Origin of the sequence: Microcoleus sp. FACHB-68, assembly GCF_014695715.1 — a bacterium.
GTDB lineage: Bacteria > Cyanobacteriota > Cyanobacteriia > Cyanobacteriales > Oscillatoriaceae > FACHB-68.
The window spans coordinates 782,304-806,113 of record NZ_JACJOT010000006.1 but is presented as its reverse complement, the minus strand read 5'-3'; the positions used below and the strand labels follow the sequence as shown (position 1 = coordinate 806,113).

General features: G+C 45.5%; 20 protein-coding genes and 1 pseudogene. 13 read left to right on the top strand and 8 right to left on the bottom strand.

Translation table 11 applies throughout. The features are described from left to right. Positions 1-100: 100 nt before the first annotated feature. Positions 101-256 carry a hypothetical protein gene (locus H6F73_RS07865; protein ID WP_190758196.1) on the bottom strand — a complete coding sequence of 52 codons (156 nt, stop codon included), beginning with the start codon at positions 254-256 and terminating at the stop codon, positions 101-103. Between the two features lie 111 nt (positions 257-367). Between H6F73_RS07865 and thiO the strand changes: the two are divergent. The 5 genes and pseudogenes from thiO to H6F73_RS07845 form a co-directional block, all read left to right on the top strand. Then, positions 368-1,414: pseudogene (gene thiO, locus H6F73_RS27235) on the top strand (glycine oxidase ThiO); the annotation flags it as partial. A gap of 111 nt (positions 1,415-1,525) precedes the next feature. Next, the gene (locus tag H6F73_RS27230) at positions 1,526-2,368 is read left to right on the top strand and encodes a thiazole synthase (RefSeq protein WP_347239503.1); all 843 of its coding nucleotides are present in this window, start codon (positions 1,526-1,528) and stop codon (positions 2,366-2,368) included. 256 nt (positions 2,369-2,624) lie between these two features. After that, positions 2,625-2,804 carry a ssl1498 family light-harvesting-like protein gene (locus H6F73_RS07855; RefSeq protein ID WP_190758194.1) on the top strand — a complete coding sequence of 60 codons (180 nt, stop codon included), beginning with the start codon at positions 2,625-2,627 and terminating at the stop codon, positions 2,802-2,804. Positions 2,805-3,856: 1,052 nt separating this feature from the next. Further along, on the top strand, positions 3,857-4,429 hold the full coding sequence (locus H6F73_RS07850) for an HD domain-containing protein (protein WP_199330446.1): 573 nt from the start codon (positions 3,857-3,859) through the stop codon (positions 4,427-4,429). 129 nt (positions 4,430-4,558) lie between these two features. Continuing rightward, a complete protein-coding gene (locus tag H6F73_RS07845) occupies positions 4,559-5,683 on the top strand; it encodes an ABC transporter ATP-binding protein (protein ID WP_190758193.1) in 1,125 nt (374 codons plus the stop codon). A gap of 408 nt (positions 5,684-6,091) precedes the next feature. On the opposite strand, the gene mtnA is transcribed toward H6F73_RS07845, so the two are convergent. The 3 genes from mtnA to metH all read right to left on the bottom strand — a co-directional run bounded on the left by mtnA (position 6,092) and on the right by metH (position 12,076). Continuing rightward, the gene (gene mtnA / locus H6F73_RS07840; RefSeq protein WP_190758192.1) at positions 6,092-7,150 is read right to left on the bottom strand and encodes an S-methyl-5-thioribose-1-phosphate isomerase; all 1,059 of its coding nucleotides are present in this window, start codon (positions 7,148-7,150) and stop codon (positions 6,092-6,094) included. Between the two features lie 49 nt (positions 7,151-7,199). Then, on the bottom strand, positions 7,200-8,438 hold the full coding sequence (locus H6F73_RS07835) for an NAD(P)/FAD-dependent oxidoreductase (RefSeq protein WP_190758191.1): 1,239 nt from the start codon (positions 8,436-8,438) through the stop codon (positions 7,200-7,202). Positions 8,439-8,503: 65 nt separating this feature from the next. After that, positions 8,504-12,076 (bottom strand): methionine synthase, encoded by a 3,573-nt coding sequence (gene metH / locus H6F73_RS07830; protein ID WP_190758190.1) that lies wholly within the window; start codon positions 12,074-12,076, stop codon positions 8,504-8,506. Between the two features lie 106 nt (positions 12,077-12,182). On the opposite strand from metH, the gene H6F73_RS07825 reads away from it, so the two are divergent. Beyond that, positions 12,183-12,851, top strand: a complete 669-nt coding sequence (locus H6F73_RS07825; protein ID WP_347239492.1) for a Uma2 family endonuclease — start codon at positions 12,183-12,185, stop codon at positions 12,849-12,851. Positions 12,852-12,952: 101 nt separating this feature from the next. Here H6F73_RS07825 and H6F73_RS07820 read toward each other — a convergent pair whose 3' ends face one another. Next, positions 12,953-15,085, bottom strand: a complete 2,133-nt coding sequence (locus H6F73_RS07820; RefSeq protein WP_190758189.1) for a serine/threonine-protein kinase — start codon at positions 15,083-15,085, stop codon at positions 12,953-12,955. A 644-nt stretch (positions 15,086-15,729) separates the two neighbouring features. Between H6F73_RS07820 and H6F73_RS07815 the strand changes: the two genes are divergently transcribed. Next, on the top strand, positions 15,730-15,882 hold the full coding sequence (locus H6F73_RS07815) for a carbohydrate porin (RefSeq protein ID WP_190758188.1): 153 nt from the start codon (positions 15,730-15,732) through the stop codon (positions 15,880-15,882). 239 nt (positions 15,883-16,121) lie between these two features. Here the strand turns inward: H6F73_RS07815 and H6F73_RS07810 are convergent, their stop codons facing one another. Both H6F73_RS07810 and H6F73_RS07805 read right to left on the bottom strand, forming a co-directional pair. Next, entirely contained in the window at positions 16,122-16,718 is a 597-nt protein-coding gene (locus tag H6F73_RS07810; protein WP_190758187.1) for a (2Fe-2S) ferredoxin domain-containing protein, read from the bottom strand. A 121-nt stretch (positions 16,719-16,839) separates the two neighbouring features. Continuing rightward, positions 16,840-17,100 (bottom strand): Asr1405/Asl0597 family protein, encoded by a 261-nt coding sequence (locus H6F73_RS07805; protein ID WP_347239491.1) that lies wholly within the window; start codon positions 17,098-17,100, stop codon positions 16,840-16,842. A gap of 273 nt (positions 17,101-17,373) precedes the next feature. On the opposite strand from H6F73_RS07805, the gene H6F73_RS07800 reads away from it, so the two are divergent. Then, on the top strand, positions 17,374-17,910 hold the full coding sequence (locus tag H6F73_RS07800; protein ID WP_190758186.1) for a Dps family protein: 537 nt from the start codon (positions 17,374-17,376) through the stop codon (positions 17,908-17,910). Positions 17,911-17,967: 57 nt separating this feature from the next. After that, positions 17,968-18,144 carry a hypothetical protein gene (locus H6F73_RS07795; protein WP_190758185.1) on the top strand — a complete coding sequence of 59 codons (177 nt, stop codon included), beginning with the start codon at positions 17,968-17,970 and terminating at the stop codon, positions 18,142-18,144. A gap of 238 nt (positions 18,145-18,382) precedes the next feature. Here H6F73_RS07795 and H6F73_RS07790 read toward each other — a convergent pair whose 3' ends face one another. Further along, positions 18,383-18,775 (bottom strand): AbrB family transcriptional regulator, encoded by a 393-nt coding sequence (locus H6F73_RS07790; RefSeq protein WP_190758184.1) that lies wholly within the window; start codon positions 18,773-18,775, stop codon positions 18,383-18,385. A gap of 279 nt (positions 18,776-19,054) precedes the next feature. On the opposite strand from H6F73_RS07790, the gene H6F73_RS07785 reads away from it, so the two are divergent. The 4 genes from H6F73_RS07785 (at position 19,055) to H6F73_RS07765 (ending at position 23,553) form a co-directional block, all read left to right on the top strand. Continuing rightward, entirely contained in the window at positions 19,055-19,213 is a 159-nt protein-coding gene (locus tag H6F73_RS07785; RefSeq protein WP_190758183.1) for a hypothetical protein, read from the top strand. Between the two features lie 334 nt (positions 19,214-19,547). Then, positions 19,548-19,991, top strand: a complete 444-nt coding sequence (locus H6F73_RS07780) for an Rrf2 family transcriptional regulator (protein ID WP_190668331.1) — start codon at positions 19,548-19,550, stop codon at positions 19,989-19,991. A 248-nt stretch (positions 19,992-20,239) separates the two neighbouring features. Further along, complete coding sequence (locus H6F73_RS07775) at positions 20,240-20,464, top strand: hypothetical protein (RefSeq protein WP_190758182.1); 225 nt, start codon at positions 20,240-20,242, stop codon at positions 20,462-20,464. Positions 20,465-21,180: 716 nt separating this feature from the next. Next, positions 21,181-23,553 (top strand): hypothetical protein, encoded by a 2,373-nt coding sequence (locus tag H6F73_RS07765; RefSeq protein WP_190758385.1) that lies wholly within the window; start codon positions 21,181-21,183, stop codon positions 23,551-23,553. Positions 23,554-23,810 lie beyond the last annotated feature (257 nt).

The window sequence follows — 23,810 nt, the reverse complement described above, 5'->3', positions numbered from 1 at the left end:
GAACCGCTTTAGTGAAGTTATAAAACTTAATGGCATTGGGCATGGGGCATGGGGCATGGGGCATTGGGCATAGTTAGACGAAGGAAACCCAACTCCACATTTACGCACCTTCGCATCTCTGTTGGGTTTCCACATTTACGCACCTTCGCATCTGTGTTGGGCGAAGCGCAGCGGAGGGTTCGCAAGGCCCAACCCAACCTACGTTTTGCCCCTTACCCCATGCCCCATGCCCCATGCCCCATGCCCCATGCCCCATGCCCAATCCCCAATCCCCATTGCCCCACACCAAGTTAGACTAAAGTTGTTATCAAACTCGCCCTTTGGGTTTTGCTTGTTTCGCCCCGATTTTTAATCGCCGGGTATCTCCATGATCCCATCTACTGAAATTCTGATTATTGGCGGTGGCATCACCGGCCTTTCAATTGCCATCGAACTCAAATTGCGAGGCGCAACTCCCCTCGTTCTTTGCCGCAACTTCAGCGAAGCCGCAACCCACGCCGCCGCCGGCATGATCGCACCCCAAGCCGAAGCCCTCCCAGCCGGCCCGATGCTCGATTTATGCTTGCGTTCGCGGGATCTGTATCCAGACTGGACAAGCAAACTCGAAGAAATTTCTGGCTTATCGGTCGGTTACTGGCCTTGTGGCATTCTCGCACCGGCTTACGAGGATCTCAGCAATTCTCCCCCTCAACCCGTCACTCCCTCACCTTCCCCGGCTCTATGGCTTGACAAAACTGCTATTAATGTGAATCAGCCAGGATTAGGGACGGACGTAACCGGCGGTTGGTGGTTTCCGGAAGATGGCCAAGTCGATAATCGAGCCTTGGCGCGGGCGCTGTGGGCGACGGCGGAAGCCTTGGGAATCGAGGTGCGTGAGGGTGTGACGGTTGAGTTTATCTCCCAACGTCACGGGCAAGTCAATAGCGTCAGAACCAATAGCGGCGATTTTCACGCCCAACACTATGTTTTAGCAACCGGCGCTTGGTCAAATCAATTGTTGCCAGTGCCGGTGTATCCGAAAAAAGGGCAAATGTTGTCACTCCGGATGCCGGCAGCTTCAGACGGGCAAAGTCCTTATTCAGGAAATTTGCAGCGCGTGCTGTATGGCAAAAATATATACATTGTCCCGCGTCGAGATGGCAGATTGGTGATTGGTGCAACCAGTGAAGATGTCTGGTTTACTCCAGGTAACACGCCTGCCGGTGTTCAAACATTGTTAGAACGGGCGATTCGTTTATATCCAGCTTTGCAGCATTATCCCATTGAAGATTTTTGGTGGGGATATAGGCCGGCAACCCCGGATGAATTGCCGATTCTTGGCCCTAGTTTATGTGAAAATTTAACCCTGGCGACGGGGCACTATCGCAATGGCATTTTATTAGCACCGGCAACGGCTGCGCTGATTGCAGATTTCATCCTTAATCAAAAATCTGATCCGTTATTAAAGCATTTCCACGCCGCACGGTTTTTTAACCCCCAGCCGGCAACCGCCTCACTGCAAACTTCCCCCAAGAATTCTAATTCCATGCTCACTTATCCCACCCCAATTCAAGCGAATTCTGCCCTAACCGTTCAGGATTCTGTCTTAACGATTGCCGGTAAAACCTTTCACTCTCGCTTAATGACCGGCACCGGCAAGTATCGCAGCATTGAACAGATGCAGCAAAGTGTCATAGCAAGCAATTGCCAGATTGTAACGGTTGCGGTGCGGCGCGTGCAAACCAAGGCACCGGGCCATGAAGGATTAGCAGAGGCATTGGATTGGACGAAAATCTGGATGCTGCCGAATACTGCCGGCTGTCAAACGGCGGAAGAAGCGATTCGGGTGGCGCGTTTGGGGCGGGAAATGGCGAAACTTTTGGGGCAGGAGGATAATAATTTTGTCAAGTTAGAAGTGATTCCGGACTCAAAATATCTGCTGCCTGATCCGATTGGCACCTTGCAAGCGGCGGAACAGTTGGTGAAGGAAGGCTTTGCTGTCCTGCCTTATATTAATGCTGATCCGATGCTGGCGAAGCGTTTAGAGGAAGCCGGTTGCGCCACAGTGATGCCTTTGGGTTCGCCGATTGGTTCGGGACAGGGAATTACAACTGCTGCGAATATTCAAATTATTATTGAGAATGCGAAGGTGCCGGTGGTGGTGGATGCCGGCATTGGAACGCCTTCTGAAGCGGCGCAAGCGATGGAGATGGGGGCGGATGCGCTGTTAATTAATTCCGCAATTGCGATGGCTAAACATCCAGCGGCGATGGCGAAGGCGATGGGAATGGCAGCAGAGGCGGGGCGTTTGGCTTATCTGGCGGGACGGATGCCGGTTAAAGCCGGTGCGAGTGCGAGTTCTCCTCTGACGGGTACAATTGCCGATTGAGCTGTAGAAAGGGATATAACACTGGCTTTGCTGAAGATGACTGCGCGGATGGCATCGTTCAACTAGACGATCCGCGCAATCGCTAAAAGCCTTATGGAGGCTGGATTTTAGTTTGGTGCCGGTGATGACTTTGTTCACCCAAGTCGGGTTAATAAACAACGATTAATTGTAACGAAATGTAAAGAAGTGTAAAAAAGTTGTTACAAAGGCAAATTGCTGTTAAAGTTATATTAAGTAAAAACTGAGGATATCATTCATGCCATATATCAACGAAGAAGGCGGACGGCTAAACAATTTCGCTATTGAGCCAAAAATTTATAAAGCTGAAGCCCCCAGCCAGGCTCAACAGCGGAACTATATTGTTTTAGGCGTTGTAGCAACCGCGCTTATTGGCGGATTGATGTTTGTCGCCTTCTCTGTCTCGAATGTCAGCTAAATAATAAACCCCTTTCCTAACTTTTTTTACTGCTTTTACACGGTTTTTGCTTAACCAGGGTGCCTGCTTGTCAGGAACCTGGTTTTTTTTTGCGCCGGCAGGATCTTCACCCGTAACACAACGTCTTTGTCTTCCAGCCAGCTCAAAATTCAACGAAACTTTCCTGCCGGTGCATAGTCAACCCGTAACCGCCTGCTTCTTCTTCTCATCCCAAGTAGTTGTAGGGACGAAAAGCTGTTATTTTCCATTTCTATAAATAAAATTCCCTATCCTCAGCCTCAAACTATTCTCCGCTTAATGAAAGCAGCTTTTCCAAAGAAATACCTAAAGTGAAACCTTGGCAAATTACATAATTTCTCGGTTTACAAGCCACATAAAGTTTCTATCAGACAGAAATTTCTGTTTTTAGTTCCAGAAATTGGCATAAAGAAATTTTGATTTGGAATTTCTCTTTACCCGGAGAGCATCACCAAAAGTCCGTATACAGAATTGGAAGCTCTGATACGGAAATCGCTTATGCGGCTCTACACCTCTATCTTGTTATCAAGCCTGTTATCTATCGGGCTAGCGACTCAATTTCAAGGGGGTGAAAATCTCTCAGAAAGTTTTTCTCAAGCCAGTTCGATCAGAAAGGTTCAAGTACAAACTGCACCGGATCTGTCACCCCATCGTGGCAGCGGTCGTTGTGCTTAATCGACACCTTTATTGACAAATTTATGCCGGCAACAACGATTGGCGGCGTAGGATGTCAATAAAGTCATTGATCATTCCTAACAATCCCCTTGTCTCAGCACTCTATTGATTTTCTGCAACTCTAAGAAAGTCAAAGTAGTGCTGAGTCTTTTTTTATTTACATCTATTATGGAATAAAATAAGCTTTTAAAAACAAATATAAATTTAATCAAAAATAGAGATAAAATAGTTAAAAACTCCAATTAAAGCATTGTGCTAGATTGCTATAAAAGTAAGATATTTAAAATAGCTGAAAAAAGCTATCAAGCAAATTTTAAAGTTTTAAGCTAAAGTGTAATTGCCGAAAAAACGCTTTGAAAATGATACTCTCAGAACGATTTACCGAAGCCCTAACTTTTGCAACCCAGTTGCACGCCACCCAAATTCGCAAGGGTAGTGGTATTCCTTACATTGCTCATTTATTAGGCGTAGCGAGTATCGCGCTTGAATATGGAGCGAATGAAGATGAAGCAATCGCCGCTTTGCTTCATGATGCAATTGAAGATCAAGGGGGTGCTGCGACGCGGGAAGAAATTCGCCGCCGGTTTGGAGATAACGTGACAGAGATTGTAGACGGCTGCACAGACAGCGACACGATTCCCAAACCCCCGTGGCGACAGCGTAAAGAAGCTTACATTGCCCACATTTCCACAGCTTCGCCCTCAGTGCGACTTGTCTCATCTGCTGATAAACTATACAATGCCGGCTCAATTCTCAAAGATTATCGCGTCGTGGGAGAATCACTTTGGGAGCGCTTTAAAGGTGGTAAAGACGGCTCTCTTTGGTATTATCGATCTTTAGTAGAGGCATTCCGCAAAGCCGGCTCAACGCCTTTAGTTGAAGAATTAGACCGGGTGGTTTCCCAGATAGAACAGCTTGTGACTAAAGTTTAAGTTATTATTTATTCCAGTTAATTGGCTAAAAACTTACAAAAACATTTTTCTCCCAAGAAAAAAAGCTAGAGCAAGTTGAGCCAAAAGATTTATGATCATTGTTGGGGTTGCTGCGCTGCAGAACTAAAAATGGCAAACGTTCGTTTAGAAAAAATCACTCGCCGCTTTGGTGGCGTCACCGCAATTGAAGATATTACCTTTGAAGTCCCTGATGGGGAATTCTGGGTGTTAGTGGGTCCCTCTGGGTGTGGCAAGTCTACTATTATGCGGACAATTGCCGGCTTAGAATCTGCAACAACCGGCAATCTTTATATCGGCGACAGCCTGGTAAATGGGGTGCCGGCGAGGGCGAGAGATGTGGCGATGGTGTTCCAAAATTACGCACTTTATCCCCACATGACCGTAGCAGAAAACCTCGCATTTGGCTTGAAAATGCGAAAAACTGACTCTACAAAAATTCGGGAACGAGTTGAGACAGTGGCGCGATCACTCAACCTTGATCATCTCCTAAACCGCAAACCGAAACAACTATCAGGGGGACAACAACAGCGGGTCGCATTAGGACGGGCAATCGCACGGGAACCCAAGGTATTTTTGTTAGATGAACCGTTGTCAAATTTAGACGCGCAGTTGCGGGATGATACACGCGCAGAATTAAAGCAGTTGCACCACCGGCTGGGTATTACAACAATTTATGTTACCCACGATCAAGTAGAGGCGATGACGCTGGCTGATAAAATTGTGGTGCTTAACCGGGGAAGAATTCAGCAAATTGGCGACCCTCAAACGATTTATGGGCGACCGGCTAACCGGATGGTGGCGGCATTTTTAGGCAATCCTCCGATGAATATTTTGCCGGCAATCTATTCTGAAAATGGGTTTCGAGTAAATGAGCAATTTATCCCTTGTGTGCCGGCAATTCGAGATAAAGTGCGACCGACTGAAGGGCAAGGTTTTGATTTAGGAATTCGCCCAGAACACATCAGAATTGAAAATTCCCAGTTAACCAATAATTACCCAGAAAAAGATGAAACACTTCACTCAGCACAATTAACCGTTGAAGTGAAGGTCGTGGAACCCTTGGGACGGGAAACTTTAATTCGTGCTGGGTTGGCCGGTTCGAGTAGTTTCTTAAATATTCAAGCCCCAGCAAATTGGCGGGGACGTCCGGATGATCGAATTTCTGTACAACTCGATCTCAGCCAACTTTTTGTGTTCGATCCGTCTGCCGGTGATCTGCTTTACCCGGTGTAGACGAAATCAACCCTTTCTCTAAATTTTTAGACTCCAAAAATTGCGCGGCATATTCTCTGCCGGCATAACTTTTATCAAATCCTTTTATAGCTTCAGTTACCTAACTAACACCCGTTACAGTAACAAAAACCCTTTAAAAAAACTTAAGATCCCATCTTAAAACGCATCCAACCCTCAATTTTATCTGCGTTCTTATCTGCGTTTATCTGCGGTCATCTGCGGTTAAAAAAATCCCCATTTTTATCCAATTTAAACGAGCCAGACCGCTATCAGCCAGGGATTTAAATCCCTGGCTGATAGCGAAAGTCCTGTTTAGAGAACTAATACCAAATCGAGTTTTGATCCAAGGCTAATAGTTTTTTCAGGAGCAAAAAAGTCTAGGTAAACCGGAGTTGGTATTAGTTCCAGTTAAACCGCTTGTTTGGTCTGAAACTGTTGTAACTCACCAGGAGCGACTGCGCCATATTCTGTAACAATTGCCGTAATATATTCTGCCGGCGTCACATCAAAGGCGGGATTGTAAAATTCAACACCCACTGGCGTCAGCCGCGTTTCACCCACTTGGTAAACTTCAGAGGGATCGCGTTCTTCAATGGGAATCAAGCTGCCATTAACCAACTGAAAATCAATCGTTGAAAGCGGTGCAGCCACAAAGAACGGAATTTTGTGAGCTTTGGCAACAATTGCTAAACTGTAAGTGCCAATTTTATTCGCCGCATCACCATTCGCCGCAATGCGATCTGCACCCACAACAACGGCATCAATTAGCCCTTGTTTCATGCAGTGCGCTGCCATATTGTCGGTGATGAGGGTAACAGGAATTCCTTCATGTACACATTCCCAAGCTGTTAGTTTTGCGCCTTGCAAACGGGGCCGAGTTTCATCTGCATAAACCCTTTCTAAACGTCCCGCACTCCATGCAGATCGCACCACACCTAAAGCAGTTCCGTAGCCAGCAGTTGCCAAAGCGCCGGCATTGCAATGCGTCAAAATTCGCAATTTTTCTGGTGTGCGAGGCAAAACTTCTAAACCGCGATCGCCAATGTCTTTACACGTTTGCAAATCTTCCGCTTGAATGGTTTGTGCCATTTCTAGCAAGACTTGTTTGAGGTAATCAACAGGTCCCAGCGTTTGACGGGCTGTATTTAACATCCGTGCAATCGCCCAAAACAAATTAACGGCTGTCGGACGAGTTGAACGCAATATTGCAGCGATTTCTTCTAGCTGATTTAAAAATTCGCTGCGATCCTCTGTTTGAATTTCTCGCGCACCCAGATACACCCCATAAGCAGCCGCGACACCAATTGCCGGTGCACCTCGCACAATCATCGTTTTAATCGCCTCTGCCATGTCTTCATAGCGGCTAATTTCGACAACTGTATACTCAGCCGGCAAGCGAGTTTGATCGATCAGCACAACGCGATCTTCTTGCCAAATAACGGGATACACCTGGTTTGTGTTAGACATCTCAACGGTTCAAGAGTAAAAGGACAAGGAAAACATAAATTCCTTCTTGTCATTGTATCTTGAATTTCCAGTTAACTGCTTTGCGAACGCCTTGAAATAATGAATAAATTTTGCGCTTCAACAGCCGGCTAAACCCTTTATACAGCTTGCTAAAATTATAATGGAACAGAATTTCCATCAAATCCTCCGCTGTCAATGAACTCAAATAACTGACACCTTTATCGATGAGTTCGTCGCTATCTTCTAAATATTTCTTCATTCCCAGCCTTTCCGACAGATTCCATTTTGCTGCAAAGTGTTGCTGCATCTGTTTTTGATAGCCGCCAAAGTCGGAAATTTGAGAATTTAAATATTGACAAATATAATCACAAGCGATTTCTGCACTATACATCCCGTGTCGGATGCCTTCACCCCCTAGAAAATTAACCGTTGAAACTGCATCTCCAATCGCAATTATATTATTTTTGTAATAGATATCTTGCAAACCCTTTGAATATTGCAGCGTTGCACCGTGTATTTCGACAAGTTTGTATTCCTTGGCTTGAATATACTCTTTTATAATCAGTTCAATATAGTGTTTAAAAGTTGCTTTTTCTGTAACAATTTTATGCGCTTCATTTAATCGGCCTGCCCCGACTTTGAGTAGATTATTTTCCATTGGAAAAATCCAAGAATATCCTTTTGGCATCCATTTATGCCCCAAAAAAAAGATTAAAGATTGCGAATATTTGTTATAATCTTCTTCAGAGACTTCGATTAAATACTCAATTCCCGTTCCACTCAAGAAATCAGGCTTATCGCTTTCCTTTTCATACATGAGCGCTCTCACAGGGCCGGTGGCATCAACCAGAACTTGAGTGCTAACCTGGAGAATTTCATCGCCAGTACGTTGCTTGAACTCAACAATCGTTTTACCGTCGTGTTGCTCATTTCTAACATAACGATAGCCCATCCAAACTTCGCCACCCAGAGATTCAACTTCACTGGCTAAGAATTCTCGGAGTTTAGCAAAATTCAATACAGCACCTAAGCGCTTTTCAGATTGCCAAGTTTGGCTGGCTTTGGTTGTAACAATAACAATTTTGTCCCAAAAACTGCCGACAACGCCTTCAGGTAAATCGAATTGATTCAGCGTTTCTATGGGTGTGCCGGCGCTGGAAAAATTATTTTTATAAAAATTCTCATATTGCTCAACGAGTAAAACTTTTTTACCAGATTTTGCTAATAGCCTAGCACACTGACCTCCAGACGGGCCGGCACCCACAACAACGACATCAAAACTCTTCATGTTATTTGTCCTTTATGATCTTTTTTGTCAAAATAATAGGGTGAGCAAATGCCCACCCTATAAAATTAAGCGCTGAAGTATTTTGCAGCGGGGTGATAAGTGATGATTGCAGTAGTAGATTGTTCGGGATAAAGCTGCTCACTTTCATCCATCAAGAGATTGATGCGATCAGAACCCAACAATTCTAACTGCTTGTATTGATCGGACATATTCGGGCAAGCGGGATAGCCAAAACTATAGCGCGAACCGCGATATCGCTGCGCTAACATATCCCGAATATTTGCCGGTTCTTCACTGCCAAATCCCAACTCCCGACGAATTCGCGCATGAGTCCATTCGGCTACCGCTTCCGCCGTCTGCACCGCTAACCCGTGGAAATAGAGATAATCGGTGTACTGGTTATTGCCAAATAGCTTTTGGGCGTACTCCGTTGCAATATTGCCTACCGTCACCGCCTGCATGGGGAAAACATCTATTTTACCCGAGTCTTTGGAAGCAAAAAAGTCAGCAATACACAACCGGCGCATCGATCTTTGTCGGGGAAAATTGAAAGTTGCAACAGGTGTCAGATCGCCGGCAGCTTGCCCATTCTTCATGATTTCTGGATCATAAAGGTGAAGGGAATTGCCCTCAGATTGACAGGGGAAATATCCGTAAACCACCGTCGGATGCAAAAGATTTTCAGCAATCACGCGCTGCTTCCATTCTGCCAAAACCGGATAGACTTTTTCAGCCAAGAAAGCATCGTATTCTTCCCGCGATTGTTCTTTAGGCTTACGGAATTGCCATTGTCCTGCAATCAGCGCCTGCAAATCTAAATAGCCGAAGATTTCTTCCAAAGAAATATCTGCCGGCTGCAATATTTGCGTTCCCCAGAAAGGCGGCGTTGGGCGCTCAATATCCACCGCCACTGCTTCAGATCGGCGCGTATCGATCTCCACCGGCACTTGATCGGCTTCAGAATTGCCGGCAGCCTCAGATGAACGCAGATTGTTCTCTTCGATCTGCGTTAGTTTGCTGTCATCTGCAGTTGCAAACTCATCTAAAAACCCTTTGAAATTATCCCATTTTTCCGCAGCCTTTGCCGGCATCAATTTATCCATGAAATGCAAATCAGAAAATGCATCCTTGCCATAAATAACCTTACCTCTGTAAGCATTTTGGCAATCCTCATGGACAAACTTAGGAGTCAGCGCCGCACCCCCTAAAATCACCGGCACCGTAATTCCCCGTTCATTAAACGTCTCCAGATTGTCCTTCATAAACGCCGTAGACTTGACCAGCAGTCCACTCATGGCAATACAATCAGCCTTGTACTTTTCGTAAGCCTCAATAATGGTATCCACCGGCTGCTTAATTCCTAAGTTAATCACCCGATATCCATTATTAGAAAGGATGATATCAACCAAATTTTTACCAATGTCGTGAACATCCCCTTTAACAGTGGCAATGATCACCGTTCCTTTGGCATTACTCTCCCCGGCTTCTTCCTTTTCCATGAAAGGTTGTAAATAAGCCACAGCCGCCTTCATCGTTTCCGCTGATTGCAGCACAAACGGCAATTGCATTTGACCCGAACCAAACAACTCACCCACAACTTTCATGCCATCCAGCAGGAAAATGTTAATAATATCGAGGGGAGGATATTTTTCTAAGGCTTTAGTGAGTTGTTCTTCTAGTCCAATGCGTTCACCGTCAATGATATGCTGTTTCAGCCGTTCTTCCACCGGCTTGTTTTCATCTTGAGAGCGATCCCGCTTCGTTGTTTTCCCTTCAAACAACGTCGTCAATTCGCCCAAGGGATCATAAACGCAAACATCCCCATCAAATTTGCGCTCATCATAAATCAACTTACGGCAGATTTCTTGATGTTGCGGCTCGATTTTTGCCAAGGGTAAAATCTTATTCGCGCTAACAATTGCTGAATCCATCCCAACTTGCATCGCTTCATGCAAGAACATCGAATTCAACACTTGCCGCGCCGCCGGATTCAACCCAAAGGAAATATTAGAAACCCCTAGAATAATGTGGCATCCCGGTAATTCTTGCCGAATTTGGCGAATCGCTTCAATGGTTGCTTTCCCATTCGCGCGGTCTTCTTCAATACCAGTTGAAATTGGCAAAGCGAGGGGGTCAAAAAAGATTTCATAAGGCTGGAGACCATAAGCGATCGCATCATTATAAGCACGACGGGCGATTGCAAATTTCCTCTCTGCGGTTCGCGCCATTCCCTCTTCATCAATCGTGCCAACGACAACACCGGCACCATATTTTTTCGCCAAGTCCAACACTTTATAAAAACGCGGTTCTCCGTCTTCATAGTTGGTGGAATTCAGCAGACATTTGCCGCCGGCAACTTTTAAACCGGCCTCCATTTTCTCCCATTCCGTAGAGTCCAACATTAGCGGCAGTTTGGCATTTGTCACCACACGAGACACCACCTCGTGCATATCTCGCACGCCATCGCGTCCCACATAATCCACGTTAACATCAAGAACGTGGGCACCTTCGCGCTCCTGTTCCCGCGCCAGCGCCACTAACCCATCCCAATCTTCCGCATTTAGCAAGTCGCGGCACTTTTTAGAACCGCTAGCATTCAGCCGCTCACCAACAATTAAAAACGAGTTATCCTGGTCGTAAGGTTGAGCGCTGTAAATCGATGCCGCAGCCGGCTCAAAATAGAAATTTCGCTGTTTTGGTTTGAGAGTTTTAGACAGTTCTGCTAGTTGTTCGATATGTGCCGGTCGGGTTCCGCAACACCCACCAATGATCTGCACTCCCAAATCTTCAATGAAGTGCATCAACGCCATCCGCAGTTCCATTGGCGTCAATTTATAATGTGCTTGTCCGCCAACATTTTCTGGCAAACCGGCATTCGGAACACAAGAAACCACAAACGGCGAGTGCTCAGACAAATAGCGAATGTGATCCTTCATCAAATCCGGGCCGGTGGCACAATTAAGTCCGAGAATATCAATCGGATAAGGCTGCAAAATCGTCAGCGCCGCATTAATTTCTGACCCCACCAACATGGTGCCAAAATTTTCCATCGTCACCGACACCATTAAAGGCCGGCGTTCTCCCTTTTTCTGAAAAACTTGTTCAATGCCATTCAGCGCTGCTTTAATCTGCAGTACATCCTGACAAGTTTCAACAATCAGCAAGTCAACGCCGCCATCATACAGCCCCTCAGCTTGCTCTGCAAAGGCGGTGGTGAGGGTGTCAAAGTCGATATGTCCCAGCGTCGGCAATTTCGTACCTGGGCCAATTGAGCCGGCCACAAATCTCGGCTTTTCTGGGGTGGAAAACTCTGCTGCAACACGCTTGGCGAGTTCTGCGGCTGTCTTGTTCAGCGAGTAAGCTTGGTCTGCGAGATTATACTCTGCCAAGACAAACGAGGACGCGCCAAAGGTATCAGTTTCAACAACATCTGCGCCGGCAGCGAGGAAGTCTCGATGCACTTTCTCGATCGCTTCGGGTTTGGTGAACACCAGATATTCGTTACAGCCTTCGTATTCCGCACCCCCAAAGTCTTCGGCTGTCAAGTTCTGGCTTTGGATATTCGTTCCCATCGCCCCATCAAAGACGATGACAGGGCGATCAGGGTGATGCAGGCGTTCGAGGAAGGGGCTATTCATAGGTGATATCAGACGAAAAGGTTGGCAAATAAGTTTTAGGTTAAGCTTTGGATATTCAGCTTTATCTATTGTGCAAAATTTCGGGCAATTAGGGGTAATAAAAATCATGAATATGCAAACAGTGCCGGCGACTCCTCCCTCACAGCAGCAAGTGCCGGTCAACTCTAGATTTATTTTAAGCCGGATTAGCTGGGAAACTTTTAAAGCTTTGCTTGCAGATGCCGGTGATGATAGAGCTTGGAGAATTGCTTATGACGCAGGAGTTTTAGAATTCAGGATGCCACTGCAAGAACATGAACAACCCAAGATACTTATTGCTTATTTTGTTACAGCCATAGCCGATGAGCTAGAAATTGAGACTATGGAACTCGGTGCTTTACTTTTGGTGCGGGAGGACTTACGCCGTGCTGTAGAACCGGATACTTGTTTTTATATCCAGAATGAATCTGTTGTCCGAGGCAAAAGTATTGAACTGCCAAATGACCCCCCACCAGATTTAGTAATAGAGTCAGATTACACAAGTTCTTCCTTAAATAAATTCACAATTTACGCATCTCTTGGCGTTCCTGAATTGTGGAGATATCGCAATCAAATTCTTGAAATTTATCAACTTGCCGGGGATAGATACGAATTATGTGAAAAAAGTCTGGCTTTTCCTTTTTTACCAGCCTCTGAAATCCCTGGGTTTATCGAACAAAGTAAAACTGCTGGTCAAAGAGCCACAGTCCGTGCATTTCGCTCACGAATTCGAGAAATTTTGCATGACAGTGAGTGAGCAAAAATTTCATAAGAAGAAGCATTTGATTTAATGAGTCGAGTCCCAAAAAGTTTCTACTTTTCTATTAATAGAAAGGTTTTGAGTCTCTATAAATAATATTACTCTCCCACTTGCCAAATCTTCACAGTCGCATCCCCACTGCCACTGGCAAGCGTTTTACCATCCGGGCTAAACGTAACCGATTCAACCCACCGGGAATGACCGGGTAGCGTCTGCAGTATTTTACCCGTGCCGGCATCCCAAATATTGATTCTGCCAGACAAACTGCCCCCGGCAAGCTTTTCCCCATCCGAACTGAAGGCAATAGAATACATCGTCTCTGAAGGGCCGGACAAACTGCGCGTCGCATAACACCGCTTTCCAGGCGTACAGCCGGCCTGCAGATCCCATAGCTTAATCATATTGTCACCACTGCCACTGGCGACCGTCTGCCCATCTGGACTGAAGGCAACCGAATAAACCTTCCCCGAATTGCCAGACAGGGTGCTGATTAATTCACCCGAATTGCGATTCCACAGCTTGATCGTCGTGTCCTCACTGCCACTCGCCAGCGTCTTGCCATCGCTGCTGAAAGCGACGCCGCGAATTGGCCCAGAATGCCCAACTAAGGTGCCTAGCTGAACCCCAGTGGCTAAATCCCACAACTTGACCGTCATATCTTCGCTGCCACTGGCGATGGTTTTGCCATCTGCGCTAATGGCCACGACAGAAACGCCTTCTATTTGTTTAGGCAGCGTCTGCAAAAGTTCGCCGGTGGCTAAATTCCAAATCTTAATCGTGCCACCATAACTGCTACTACCACTCACCAGCGTTTGACCATCTGGAGTGATGGCAACCGAGGAAACCAATTCTTGGGCTTTGAAATGCCCGTTCAGCGTGCTTCTGCGTTCGCCGGTGGACAAATCCCAAATTAGAATCGTCCCATCCAAGCTGCCACTCACCAGCGTCCGGTTGTCCGGACTGATGGCGACAGAACGAACGTCTAGAGAATGCCCTGAAAGTGTCTCTGTTAAAGACATCTTTTCAAAGGAAGTGTTTTTCGCTTCGCCGGCACTTTTTTCTGGGGTGGAACCGGCCATCAGTTGCGGGCGATCTTCTTCAGTGTCGGTATCCAAAGATTCAGCCAGGACGGGGGTTTGAATCGCTAATTGCTGCTGTACCGGCACAGTCCGATTACTCATCAAGCGGGGGGCAAAATAACCATAGAACACAGCTTGGGCCACTCCCACACATCCCACCAGCACAAAAGCACTACCCGTTAACCATTTCTGTTTAAACTTAACCAACGGGTCAAACCGCAACTGGCCCTGCTGGCGCTGAGATGGCTGCTGCCTGAGTTGCTTAATTTCTGCCAAGCGCTGCAACATGACCTCGGTACTGGGGGGACGCTGACCGGGCAGACGGGCCATCAGGTGATCGATAAAATCTGCAAAGGGCTTACTGATTTGCGGCGCATTTGATCGCCACTGCAGTTCATCGGTGAGGGCATTGTAAAAATCTAGGGGATGCTTGCCGGTGAGCAAATGCACAAACGTGCGCCCTAACGCAAAGAAATCTGATTGCGGTACGGGATGGCCACTGTCTTGTTCGGGTGGGGTATAACCTTTAGAAGCAATCACCGTGCCTTTTTGCCCGACGCCCATTTTTGCCAAATAGGTGCCAGTGACTTGCCGCGCACTACCAAAGTCAATCAACACCATTTGGCCATTAGGCCGCACCATGATGTTAGCCGGCTTAATATCCCTGTGAAAAAATTGCTGCTGGTGAACTCTGTGCAAGATATCGACCAGCTGTAGCAACCAGTCCAGGGCTATCTCTTGAGGGATGGGTTTGTTGTTGCGACTGTAGAGCCACTGCTCCAAATTTGGGCCATTAATTTTTTCCATCACCAGGCAGTGCAAAACCGCTTTGCTATGCTTGGGCAAAAAATTGAAGTAGGCATCTGGCTCTACTTTAGGAATTCCTGGGTGCTTCAGCCGCATCAAGACTGCTGCTTCGTTCTTAAATAGGGAAACGGCTTTGGGTTCATTGAGGAAGAGAACTTTCAGCACCTTCGGCTGACCTCGGTCATCCACCTCATACGTTTTGGCAAACCCACCTTCCCCTAACAAACGAGTGACCCGATAGCGATTTTGCAGCACTAACTGAGAGCCGCAGTGCCGGCAAATGCGATTTGTGTTGTGTAACGGATCTGCCGGCTTAGGACAGTTGGGATTCAGGCAATAGCTCATGGATGGCTACGGGATGGATAAACCCACAATATAGGATGCGATCGAACGGTGTCTTGTCAGGAGACTTGCTTATCTTTTTTAGATTGACACATCCGTTAAAACAATGTTGTGGCCGGCCAGAGGCTTTGAGGGGCCAAATTCAAACAAATAACCTTCCCTAGGGGTTTCAGATAATATTTTGCTGCAAACACGCCAAGAATGCGATCACAGGCACAGTGTATTATTTACTATCGAGCGGTTTAGCGCTGAACCCCCAATCTAAAATTCACAAGGATATGAGGAGCCGGCGAGGGCTGTAATTTCTATCTTGGATGCTATTTTGATTTTTTGCCTATCGCCCTTACGGATGATTACCGGCGCACTTGTCTGCATTATGGCACGACTTGAATTTTGAGGCTGTCGCGCCGCTGTCTTATTTGCACGAAGCTTTATTTTAAAGGCGTGCAGTCTTCTCAATGTGATTGGGTAAACTTACCGAGCCTCTGAAAAGTTGGCCCCGCTTAAACATCTAAAACACAGGTAGAAAAACGAAGAAATGAATCAAATTTGGCGTTGTGTCCTAATTTTCCCTGATTTTCTAGGCGTCTGAAGTTGGAGTCTCGCCACCGGCATCGTTTTCTCAGCAATTCCACAGCCGGCCAAATTTGCGAAATCCTTGTCTTGAAGCTCTTTACAGATACCCACTCTCAAATAATATTTCCACTACACCTGGGGCGATCTGGCTCACAGCACCCGGTCATAACGGTAGCAACGACGATATTGTAATAGAAACGCTTAGAATAACCTTCCAGTTCTAGAGCAGCGTCAATCAAAAATTACCTATCAAATGTCCCGCACCCGTGCCGGCAAAACATTCTAATCTTGCGCTAAAAACCTCAACACGCACAAATCAGTCCTGATTTGCACAAGTTTTTTAGCAAAAATCCTACGAGCAACAGTTGACTTTTACTGAGCAACCTATATTTATTTGCCTTTATCTGCGGTTATTAAAACAAAACCCAAACTCTTATCGCCAAATCTCGCAAAAAGAAGACATTTAGTGAGATTTACCGGCAACTTCTGGCGTTAAATTACCAGAAAAATGTTTATCTACAAGTGCTGGAACTTCTGAAGGGTGAAGCCGCGTATAGCGAGTTTTATCTGGCAACACCACAACGGCTGGCCCTGCTTTACACTGCTTCAGGCAGCCGGTGCCTTTAACCGTTACTTCGCCTTCTAACCCGCGATCGCATATCGTTTTTTCTAAAGCTTGGCAAACTTGCTGAGCACCACGCTTGCAACAATCTGATTTTTGACAAACTAAAATTGTGGCTTTGGGTTTAGCAGCCGGTGCCGGCACAGGGACAGCCGTTGCAACTTGATTAGCGGGATGCGCCGGCTCAACGAGATGTGCCTTCAGTTTAAGTTTGCCGGTGTCGGCTTCGAGTTTCTTCTCGCCAACAACCCGCACCCAGCTACCCGGTATCAAAGATTGCTCGACAGAACCCCTTAACGGTTTAGAGAGTTTAATCCAAAATTCACCCTCTCCAGTCGCCAGTCGCAGGTACTTAATTTTATAACCGTCTTCTAATACAAAACTGAGGAATCGTCCCTCAATGCTGAAATCAGAGATTTGTTTATTAGATTTTCCCATTGTTATGCAAACTCTATTATTAAGTGGTCAGTGTTCAAGAACCGGCACCCCTAGATAGCACCATCCAAGCGGGGGAAGTTTTCAGCCGGTCGTCTTTTACCCGGCTCAGCCTTAATAACACTCAAAACTTTTTACAGCTGAGCTGCCAGCAGCCATCTAACCAGCTTGCTAGCTCAACACGCGGCGTCGTTAACTGTCTTAAAACACTCTGGAGTTGAACGGCAGCGGTTGCATTGTTGACCTGAACTCGTAATGGCTGGTCAATGGCACAGCAACAAGGAATACCCAGCTCCTGTAGCCGCTGATACACTTGCCAGCGGTCTGGCGAGCTGATCTCAACAATTTCACCAATCTGTGGTTCTAGCTCGGATTGATTCATCATTTTTTCAAATGAAACTTATTTGCACTTACTTTCTCTGGCGCTTTCCCACCCATTCCGGGAGATCCCCAGAGGCTCTGGCGTTGTTACCAGCATAAAACAAGTGCGAATAATTCTCAATAGTTTTCTCAAAAAATTTTCCATCCTGGCAAGAGCTGTCAGCAACAGCGGCTTATTGCAACTCTAGCCCCTCAAATGACATTGGAATACCAGATTGAGGGTGTTAGACTGTGTCCATTAGCAAAAAGCACTGCTTAATGAGAGGAGAACACAACAATGGCTGAAACTCAGAGTGCATTGCGTCCCTTCGGCCACATGGCAGAAAATGTGGTTTTGCTTGAACATTCCGTAACAGCGCCAGTCTGTGAAGGGATGAACGCCGTCTTGGCGAGTTTTCAAGCGCTTTACTTGCAATATCAAAAGCATCATTTTGTCGTAGAGGGTGCGGAGTTCTATTCTCTGCACAACTTCTTCCAAGAAAGCTACGACGAAGTTCAAGAGCACGTTCATGAGCTAGGTGAACGCTTGAACGGCTTGGGGGGAATACCGGCAGCCAGCTTTAGCAAACTTGCGGAGTTATGCTGCTTTACCCCAGAACCGGATGGCGTCTATACTTGCCGCCAGATGGTGGAGCATGACTTAGAAGCTGAGCAAGCAATGATTGGGCTGATCCGCCGTCAAGCCGGCCAAGCAGAAAGTTTGGGCGATCGCGCCACCCGCTATCTGTATGAAACAATCTTGCTCAAAACCGAAGAACGGGCTTACCATCTTGCCCACTTCCTCGCCCCTGATACCTTGGTGGTGTTCCGCTAAATGCTCGCTGGATCTTGTTTAAAGTCAATAACCATTAAAAGATCCAGACGGCGACAGATGCCAAGTTTATCTGCATTTCTTTTAGCCGTTTTCATGATTAAACCCCCATCCACACCGCCGGTTGGATGGGGGTTTACTATTAGCCGCAAATTTGTCATCAGTGCTATTGGTGCGACATTGGACTCGGAGACAGCAGACAAATTAGTTGATGCCGGCGCGAAAAAAGGGTTGTGACTGAGCCGGTTTTAGCTTGGTTCTGGCTGTAGGTTTTTTTCCAATTGGCTTCAGGTGCCGAGAGGAACATCAAAGATATCACTGTGCTCAAGAATACAGCTTGGCTTCAATAGCCGGCCAAAGAAAGCTGGCAATGGTAAATCAAATACCACTGCCATCAATCATTAACTTAACGCTTAGCTGAGGCACTTAAGGGTTAGGTATAGTACACCTGTTCGCGCTTAACAAGCTAGGCAGCTCAGGCTGCTTCCTCTTGCTCCGCATCAAGTTGTTTCAGATGAATATGTTTGCGTCCCAAGGAAATTTCAAATTCATCTCCCGGTCTGAGTTCCATCTGTTTGGTGTAAGCGGCACCAATCAGCAAGTTTCCATTAGACTGCACACTAATCCGGTAGCTAGCACTGCGTCCGCCACGTCCATTGCCGTTTTGCTTGCCATCTAATTCGATTCCCTCAGCATCAATCAGAGCATTAAGGAATTTCATCATATTGACACGTTCCACACCATTTTTTGTGACGGTGTAGTAGCCGCACGCCTTGGCTTTTTCTTCCTTACTCAGGTTTTCCAGGTCTTTAACTCTCTGGAGAAGCCCTTCGCCAGTTAGTGGTTCTATTTTTTTCTTTTTGCTCATCTTACTTTTCTCTAAATCATAAACGAGAGGTGTACAGAATTCTATATTAGCTGACATTTGGTAGAAAAATAAACTAGAGCTTTATGTCAGCTTGTGACACTATATTACAAATTCATGAGTCGGGGGTTCATCCGCTCCCCGGAAGCGGTTAAAAGGCAATCTTTACGGCTGAGTACGGGCAAAGCCTAAACTATCTCTACTCGGTGTGGCTAAGCGCTATCCCGGTATAGCTAGCGTTTTCTAAGCGGTGTCTTTTAAAAAAACTAAAGGTAAGAAAAGATGCTCAACAGCTCATCGGGAATAAATCTAGAACCGGCAACCATTCAGTCGGCTGCCGGCAGTAGGAAGATTAAAGTGTCTGTAGTAGTAACAAAAAAGCCTGGGAGTCTTTCAGTGCGGACACCGAGCCGGTTTCCCACACTGACTCATCGCTTCTAAAAAACTGAATGTTACAGAAAATTTACCACAACTCAAGCAAATAGTTACCTCCAAAGGAGGATAGCTTTAGTGACAATTAATTGATAAAAGTGCAAAGGAATAGCTGCGACTTCTATGGCTGAACAGAGAGCCGGTGAGAGAGATCGACTGACATCACTCTATATATTAGAAGTGACGCAGAAGGAATACTGAGGGATAAGTAAAGAACCGTTACCAGTTATTCACCCTTGGCAAAGTTACTCGTCACTCCAAACTGATTCCTGTTGTTACACTTTTGTCGAACTCACGTATGCTGTAGGGGAAGTTTGAAGCGGTCGATGAATCACTACCGGCAATGAAACTAACCACTCGTGGACACTACAGCGTCAAAGCACTGTTGGATTTAAGTCTGCAACCCAACTTTGGCCCTGCCTCTGTAAAAGCGATCTCACAGCGACAAGATTTACCGGCACCTTATTTAGAAAAACTGTTAATAGAGATGCGGAAAGCCGGCTTGGTTGAATCTGTGCGCGGTGTTCAAGGTGGCTATCAGCTTGCCAAACCGCCGGCGCACATCAGTCTGGGGCAAATTCTTGAAGCCGTCGGAGAAACTATCGAACCGCTACCTCACCACTCTCCCGACACAGAACAAGCTGAAGATTGGGTGACTTATACGGTATGGAACCGGCTGCACCAAAAACTCAAAGAAGCACTCTACAGCATTTCCCTAGAAGACCTTTATTATGACGCTCGCAGCTGGCAAGCAGCCCAAGGAGAAGAAGCCAGCTTTGTCATTTAAGTCCTTCATGTTTCATATCAATTATTCTTGCTTTAATTGAAATCGATTGCTGCCGGTTTGGTGATCTGCGTCATACTCACCGCCTCAGCCGGTCACAAAAAGCCCTCTAAGGCGTCACTACAAACCGGATTGAGGCGTCACCCAAAAGTTCTTGTAACATCACGAGATCAAGCAATTTGCGTCACCAAGCGGCCTCAGGAAAGGTCAGATACTACCAATAGCAAGCGAGCAAATGGTGAGGCGCGATTATGGTACTGATTCGTGAAGTGGTTCAACAAGCTTTGAAAACTGGTTATCTGACTATGGAAGCAGAAGATGAGCTGCGGCATCTGTTAGCCAGCAAATACGATTTAGAAGACCTCAACGCCTTTATGCTGTTACAGCACGCTGTCATCTCTGGACGTGTGAAGCAACTGTCTCGCGAATTAATCGGATCACACCGGCCTTGCCAGGAAATGGCAACCGCCCTGTAAGCGTAAGAGTTAGCTATCAGGAGGTCGCGGCATTAAAAAAGAAAGCCGGTGCATTTCATTTCAATGCCGGTGAAAGCTTTTTAGTTGTGTAATTTTTTATAAATTTTGATTGACATTGGTCACTTTCTCAAATCGCAGCCGCAGTTAACTAGCAACAATTCGCGTAAAACGTCGCGATACTTTACGGTTATTGCAAGACAATCCCAGCTTAAACTCTTATCTTGAGATAGCACTGCGAGAAACTTACGAGAATGGCAGAGATTTAGCGGGAGAAACTGCTTGCCGGCATTCACGTTTCCGCCGGCGTGTCTGTACAGTTTTAAGCGCAAGCAGAAGCCGGTTTTACCTATTGATCCGTGATTAACACTTCATCTGCTGTTCTTTGCGTCTAGATTCTTCTCTTCTTAAATGTAAATTTTTATATCAAAATTCAAGATTCTTGCTTGCAAGCTAGGAGGAAAGAATACTTGCGAAACAAAAATTCTTGAGCTTGGTTGCTTTCTCGAAAAATAAAAATTTATAAATTTATCGACAAGAGCCGGCAGTCGAAACATTAAAGAACACCGCAATGCTATTGCGTAAAGATTTCTTACATAAATTGGTTTTGAATTTGATCTGCAATTGACGAACCTGATCAGCGTTGATAGAGTGGAACTCGAATTTCCTTCTTCCGTTTCAGCCTTTCATTCACGACACAAAGATTTCAGAGAGCACTCATGTCTAAAGTAAGTATTTTTACCTTAAGCCGGCGTAATTTTCTCAGTGGTGTGGCTTTAGGAACTTTAAGTTTGTTAACAAAAGATTTAATTAATCCAGCTAGTGCGATCGCTGATAACCTGCTATCACACAATAATCCTTTGGTAGTGGAAGAATATCATATTTTTATTCCTTATTTAATAGCACAGCTCGGAGGGACACAAACATTTATATTGCGCTCAGGCAACACTTGCCGAGTACGAATTATCCCTCGATCTCAAGACAACCAAGAAATTATTATTCAAAGGCAAGGTCAAAATGAGCAAGATATTATTGTTACTTTGCATACCTTATACGACCCCCAATTAAAAATAGATGAGCAAATTTATAAAGAAATTTACAATAATACACAATTTATTAAAGAAGCTAGCAAAGCCAAATGCTTAGCTGTGTACAATAAAGTTGAGGGTGCAGATTACATTGACGACCTAATCACCTTAGATTTTCTGGATTATATTATATACTCCTCAAAGCTAGAGACTCAAATTCAAGAGCGTTACAAAATCGCTAGTACAAACTCACGTCTTCTCGCAATTCACCGAGAAATTGAATCAGCATTAGGGCAATCTGAACTAACTGATGCAGAGAAGAAACTGATTCAAGGAACTTACGCATACGTCCGTGCCGGCGAACCTGTTCCAGATTTTAAGGCACTCACGGATCTTGACACAATTGTGGCTAGCTCAGCACTGCCCTTGGAACTCAAGCAAACTTACTCTCTAGCTAGTGCAAATTCAAGAGCATTAACAGTTGATTTTCTTATTGTCAAACTGATTAATGAAAGCGAGAAGTTAACTTCTGGACAAAAGGCAATTTACTTGTCAGTTTATCAGCAGGTGCGCGATGGCGAGACAGTCGAGTATCAAGCAACCTTGAAGTCCCTAGACTCATTCATCAGCAATGCGGACGTTTTAGAAAACGTCAAGTTTGTTTACGCGCTAGCAAGGCAGCAGGATTTAGACAATGCAGAAAATTTTGCTGAAACAGTAGATGGTGTTGTACAGGATGCAAGAGAACTCAAAGAACGACTGGAGAAGGCTCAAAGCAGAGGGGCTGCGGTTGTCCCCCGAGCTACCAAAGTGCTGACTCATATTGGAGTGGAAACAGCAACGGGTGTGAGCATTAGCAGTTTGTCTGGAGCAGCGGCAACCAACGCAACTTTAGCCGTTTTAGGCGGTGGTTCTGTAGCATCCGGTGGTTTGGGAATGCTGGGTGGGTTAGCCGTCGCAACAGGAGGAGCGGCGCTAATTGGAGCCGCAGGACTGCTATCTATTGCTTTAGTCTCGCAAATGGACAGTGAAGACAAAACAAATCTGGGAATTGCGGTAGGTACGGGAACGATAGCCGGTGCCGCCACTGTTTTAGCTGCTTGGACTGCGGCAAGTGCCTTGGGAGTGGCGGGTACATTGTCAGGTGCTGCTGCGATCACTGCGACAATGTCGGCTCTTGGTGGAGTGACTGTGATGACTGGTGGTGCTGCTCTTGTGGCATGGGGGACAGCATTTTTAATTTGGTCATTTTTGAAAGGTGGCAAGAAACGTGATCAGTCGATCCTGAGCCAGTTGGAAACTCGAACCTACACCTTGACTGAAGAACCACGACCAGGCTCTTTGGGAGAATTCCTTCAAAAGAACGTACATCAAAAATATAACTTTGATGAAGGTTTTTCTGCTCCTCATATTCCTTTAGATAAACTGTCAAATGCTCTGTCTACATGGCTGTCTCCTAGCCGTGACGAAAAAGTTATGGCTTTGATAGATACCAGTATTAACGATGATGGGAAAAATGGTCTTGTTTTTACCAATTCCAGGTTATGCTGGAAAAGTAACTCTATCAGCTATGACTATCTACCCAAATACTTCAAGGAAGAAACAAACTTAGCGTCGTTGCTATCTCAGGGGACGCAAAAAAACAAATTGTCTAAGCTGAAAAAAGTCGTCGATATTTTATCTAACGAAAACTACAAGACAGATTTATCTAAATTGAAAGATTTAGTAACAATTATATCTGATGAAGCTGAGTTGTCTGAACTGTTATCTAATGACAAGTACAAAACTAAATTGTCTAAGTTAAAAAAGGTTGTAGATGTTTTATCTAACGAAACTCATCAAACAGATGTGTTTAAGTTAACAGAAGCAGTCAACATATTATCCTATGAACCTGAGTTAGCAAAATTTTTGCCGACAGAAATAGTTTCCATGCTATCTGATGAGAAGTACAAGCAGGATTTGTCTGAAATGCAAGAGATAGTCAATACTTTATACCATGAAAGTGACAAGGTTGAATTGACTAGATTGCTCCGCCAACTCAGCCAAAAATATAGCGTAGCTTAGGAAGCAGTTTTTTTGATGTTTAACGGTGGGAAAAGCTGAATTTAGCGGCTTTTTAGGATAATGAACGCTCCCACCGGCACTTTCACTTATATCCAATTTTGTAGGGTAAGCGAAGTTAGCAATTTGATACCAACTGCAAAAAAGAATGCGACAGATGGGTAATTTGGGCGGAGCTACGTCAAACTCAACACCGGCACGTATTAAAAACTTTGGGCGAAGTGAAACGGAAGGTGATCAACCCAACCTACATTTGCCCA

Bases quoted from the DNA above. Each gene is read 5' to 3' on its own strand.
- H6F73_RS07865 (WP_190758196.1), bottom strand. From the start codon at position 256: ATGGGGCATGGGGCATGGGGCATGGGGCATGGGGCATGGGGTAAGGGG.
- H6F73_RS27230 (WP_347239503.1), top strand. From the start codon at position 1,526: ATGCTCACTTATCCCACCCCAATTCAAGCGAATTCTGCCCTAACCGTT.
- H6F73_RS07855 (WP_190758194.1), top strand. From the start codon at position 2,625: ATGCCATATATCAACGAAGAAGGCGGACGGCTAAACAATTTCGCTATT.
- H6F73_RS07850 (WP_199330446.1), top strand. From the start codon at position 3,857: ATGATACTCTCAGAACGATTTACCGAAGCCCTAACTTTTGCAACCCAG.
- H6F73_RS07845 (WP_190758193.1), top strand. From the start codon at position 4,559: ATGGCAAACGTTCGTTTAGAAAAAATCACTCGCCGCTTTGGTGGCGTC.
- mtnA (WP_190758192.1), bottom strand. From the start codon at position 7,150: ATGTCTAACACAAACCAGGTGTATCCCGTTATTTGGCAAGAAGATCGC.
- H6F73_RS07835 (WP_190758191.1), bottom strand. From the start codon at position 8,438: ATGAAGAGTTTTGATGTCGTTGTTGTGGGTGCCGGCCCGTCTGGAGGT.
- metH (WP_190758190.1), bottom strand. From the start codon at position 12,076: ATGAATAGCCCCTTCCTCGAACGCCTGCATCACCCTGATCGCCCTGTC.
- H6F73_RS07825 (WP_347239492.1), top strand. From the start codon at position 12,183: ATGAATATGCAAACAGTGCCGGCGACTCCTCCCTCACAGCAGCAAGTG.
- H6F73_RS07820 (WP_190758189.1), bottom strand. From the start codon at position 15,085: ATGAGCTATTGCCTGAATCCCAACTGTCCTAAGCCGGCAGATCCGTTA.
- H6F73_RS07810 (WP_190758187.1), bottom strand. From the start codon at position 16,718: ATGGGAAAATCTAATAAACAAATCTCTGATTTCAGCATTGAGGGACGA.
- H6F73_RS07805 (WP_347239491.1), bottom strand. From the start codon at position 17,100: ATGATGAATCAATCCGAGCTAGAACCACAGATTGGTGAAATTGTTGAG.
- H6F73_RS07800 (WP_190758186.1), top strand. From the start codon at position 17,374: ATGGCTGAAACTCAGAGTGCATTGCGTCCCTTCGGCCACATGGCAGAA.
- H6F73_RS07795 (WP_190758185.1), top strand. From the start codon at position 17,968: ATGCCAAGTTTATCTGCATTTCTTTTAGCCGTTTTCATGATTAAACCC.
- H6F73_RS07790 (WP_190758184.1), bottom strand. From the start codon at position 18,775: ATGAGCAAAAAGAAAAAAATAGAACCACTAACTGGCGAAGGGCTTCTC.
- H6F73_RS07785 (WP_190758183.1), top strand. From the start codon at position 19,055: ATGCTCAACAGCTCATCGGGAATAAATCTAGAACCGGCAACCATTCAG.
- H6F73_RS07780 (WP_190668331.1), top strand. From the start codon at position 19,548: ATGAAACTAACCACTCGTGGACACTACAGCGTCAAAGCACTGTTGGAT.
- H6F73_RS07775 (WP_190758182.1), top strand. From the start codon at position 20,240: ATGGTACTGATTCGTGAAGTGGTTCAACAAGCTTTGAAAACTGGTTAT.
- H6F73_RS07765 (WP_190758385.1), top strand. From the start codon at position 21,181: ATGTCTAAAGTAAGTATTTTTACCTTAAGCCGGCGTAATTTTCTCAGT.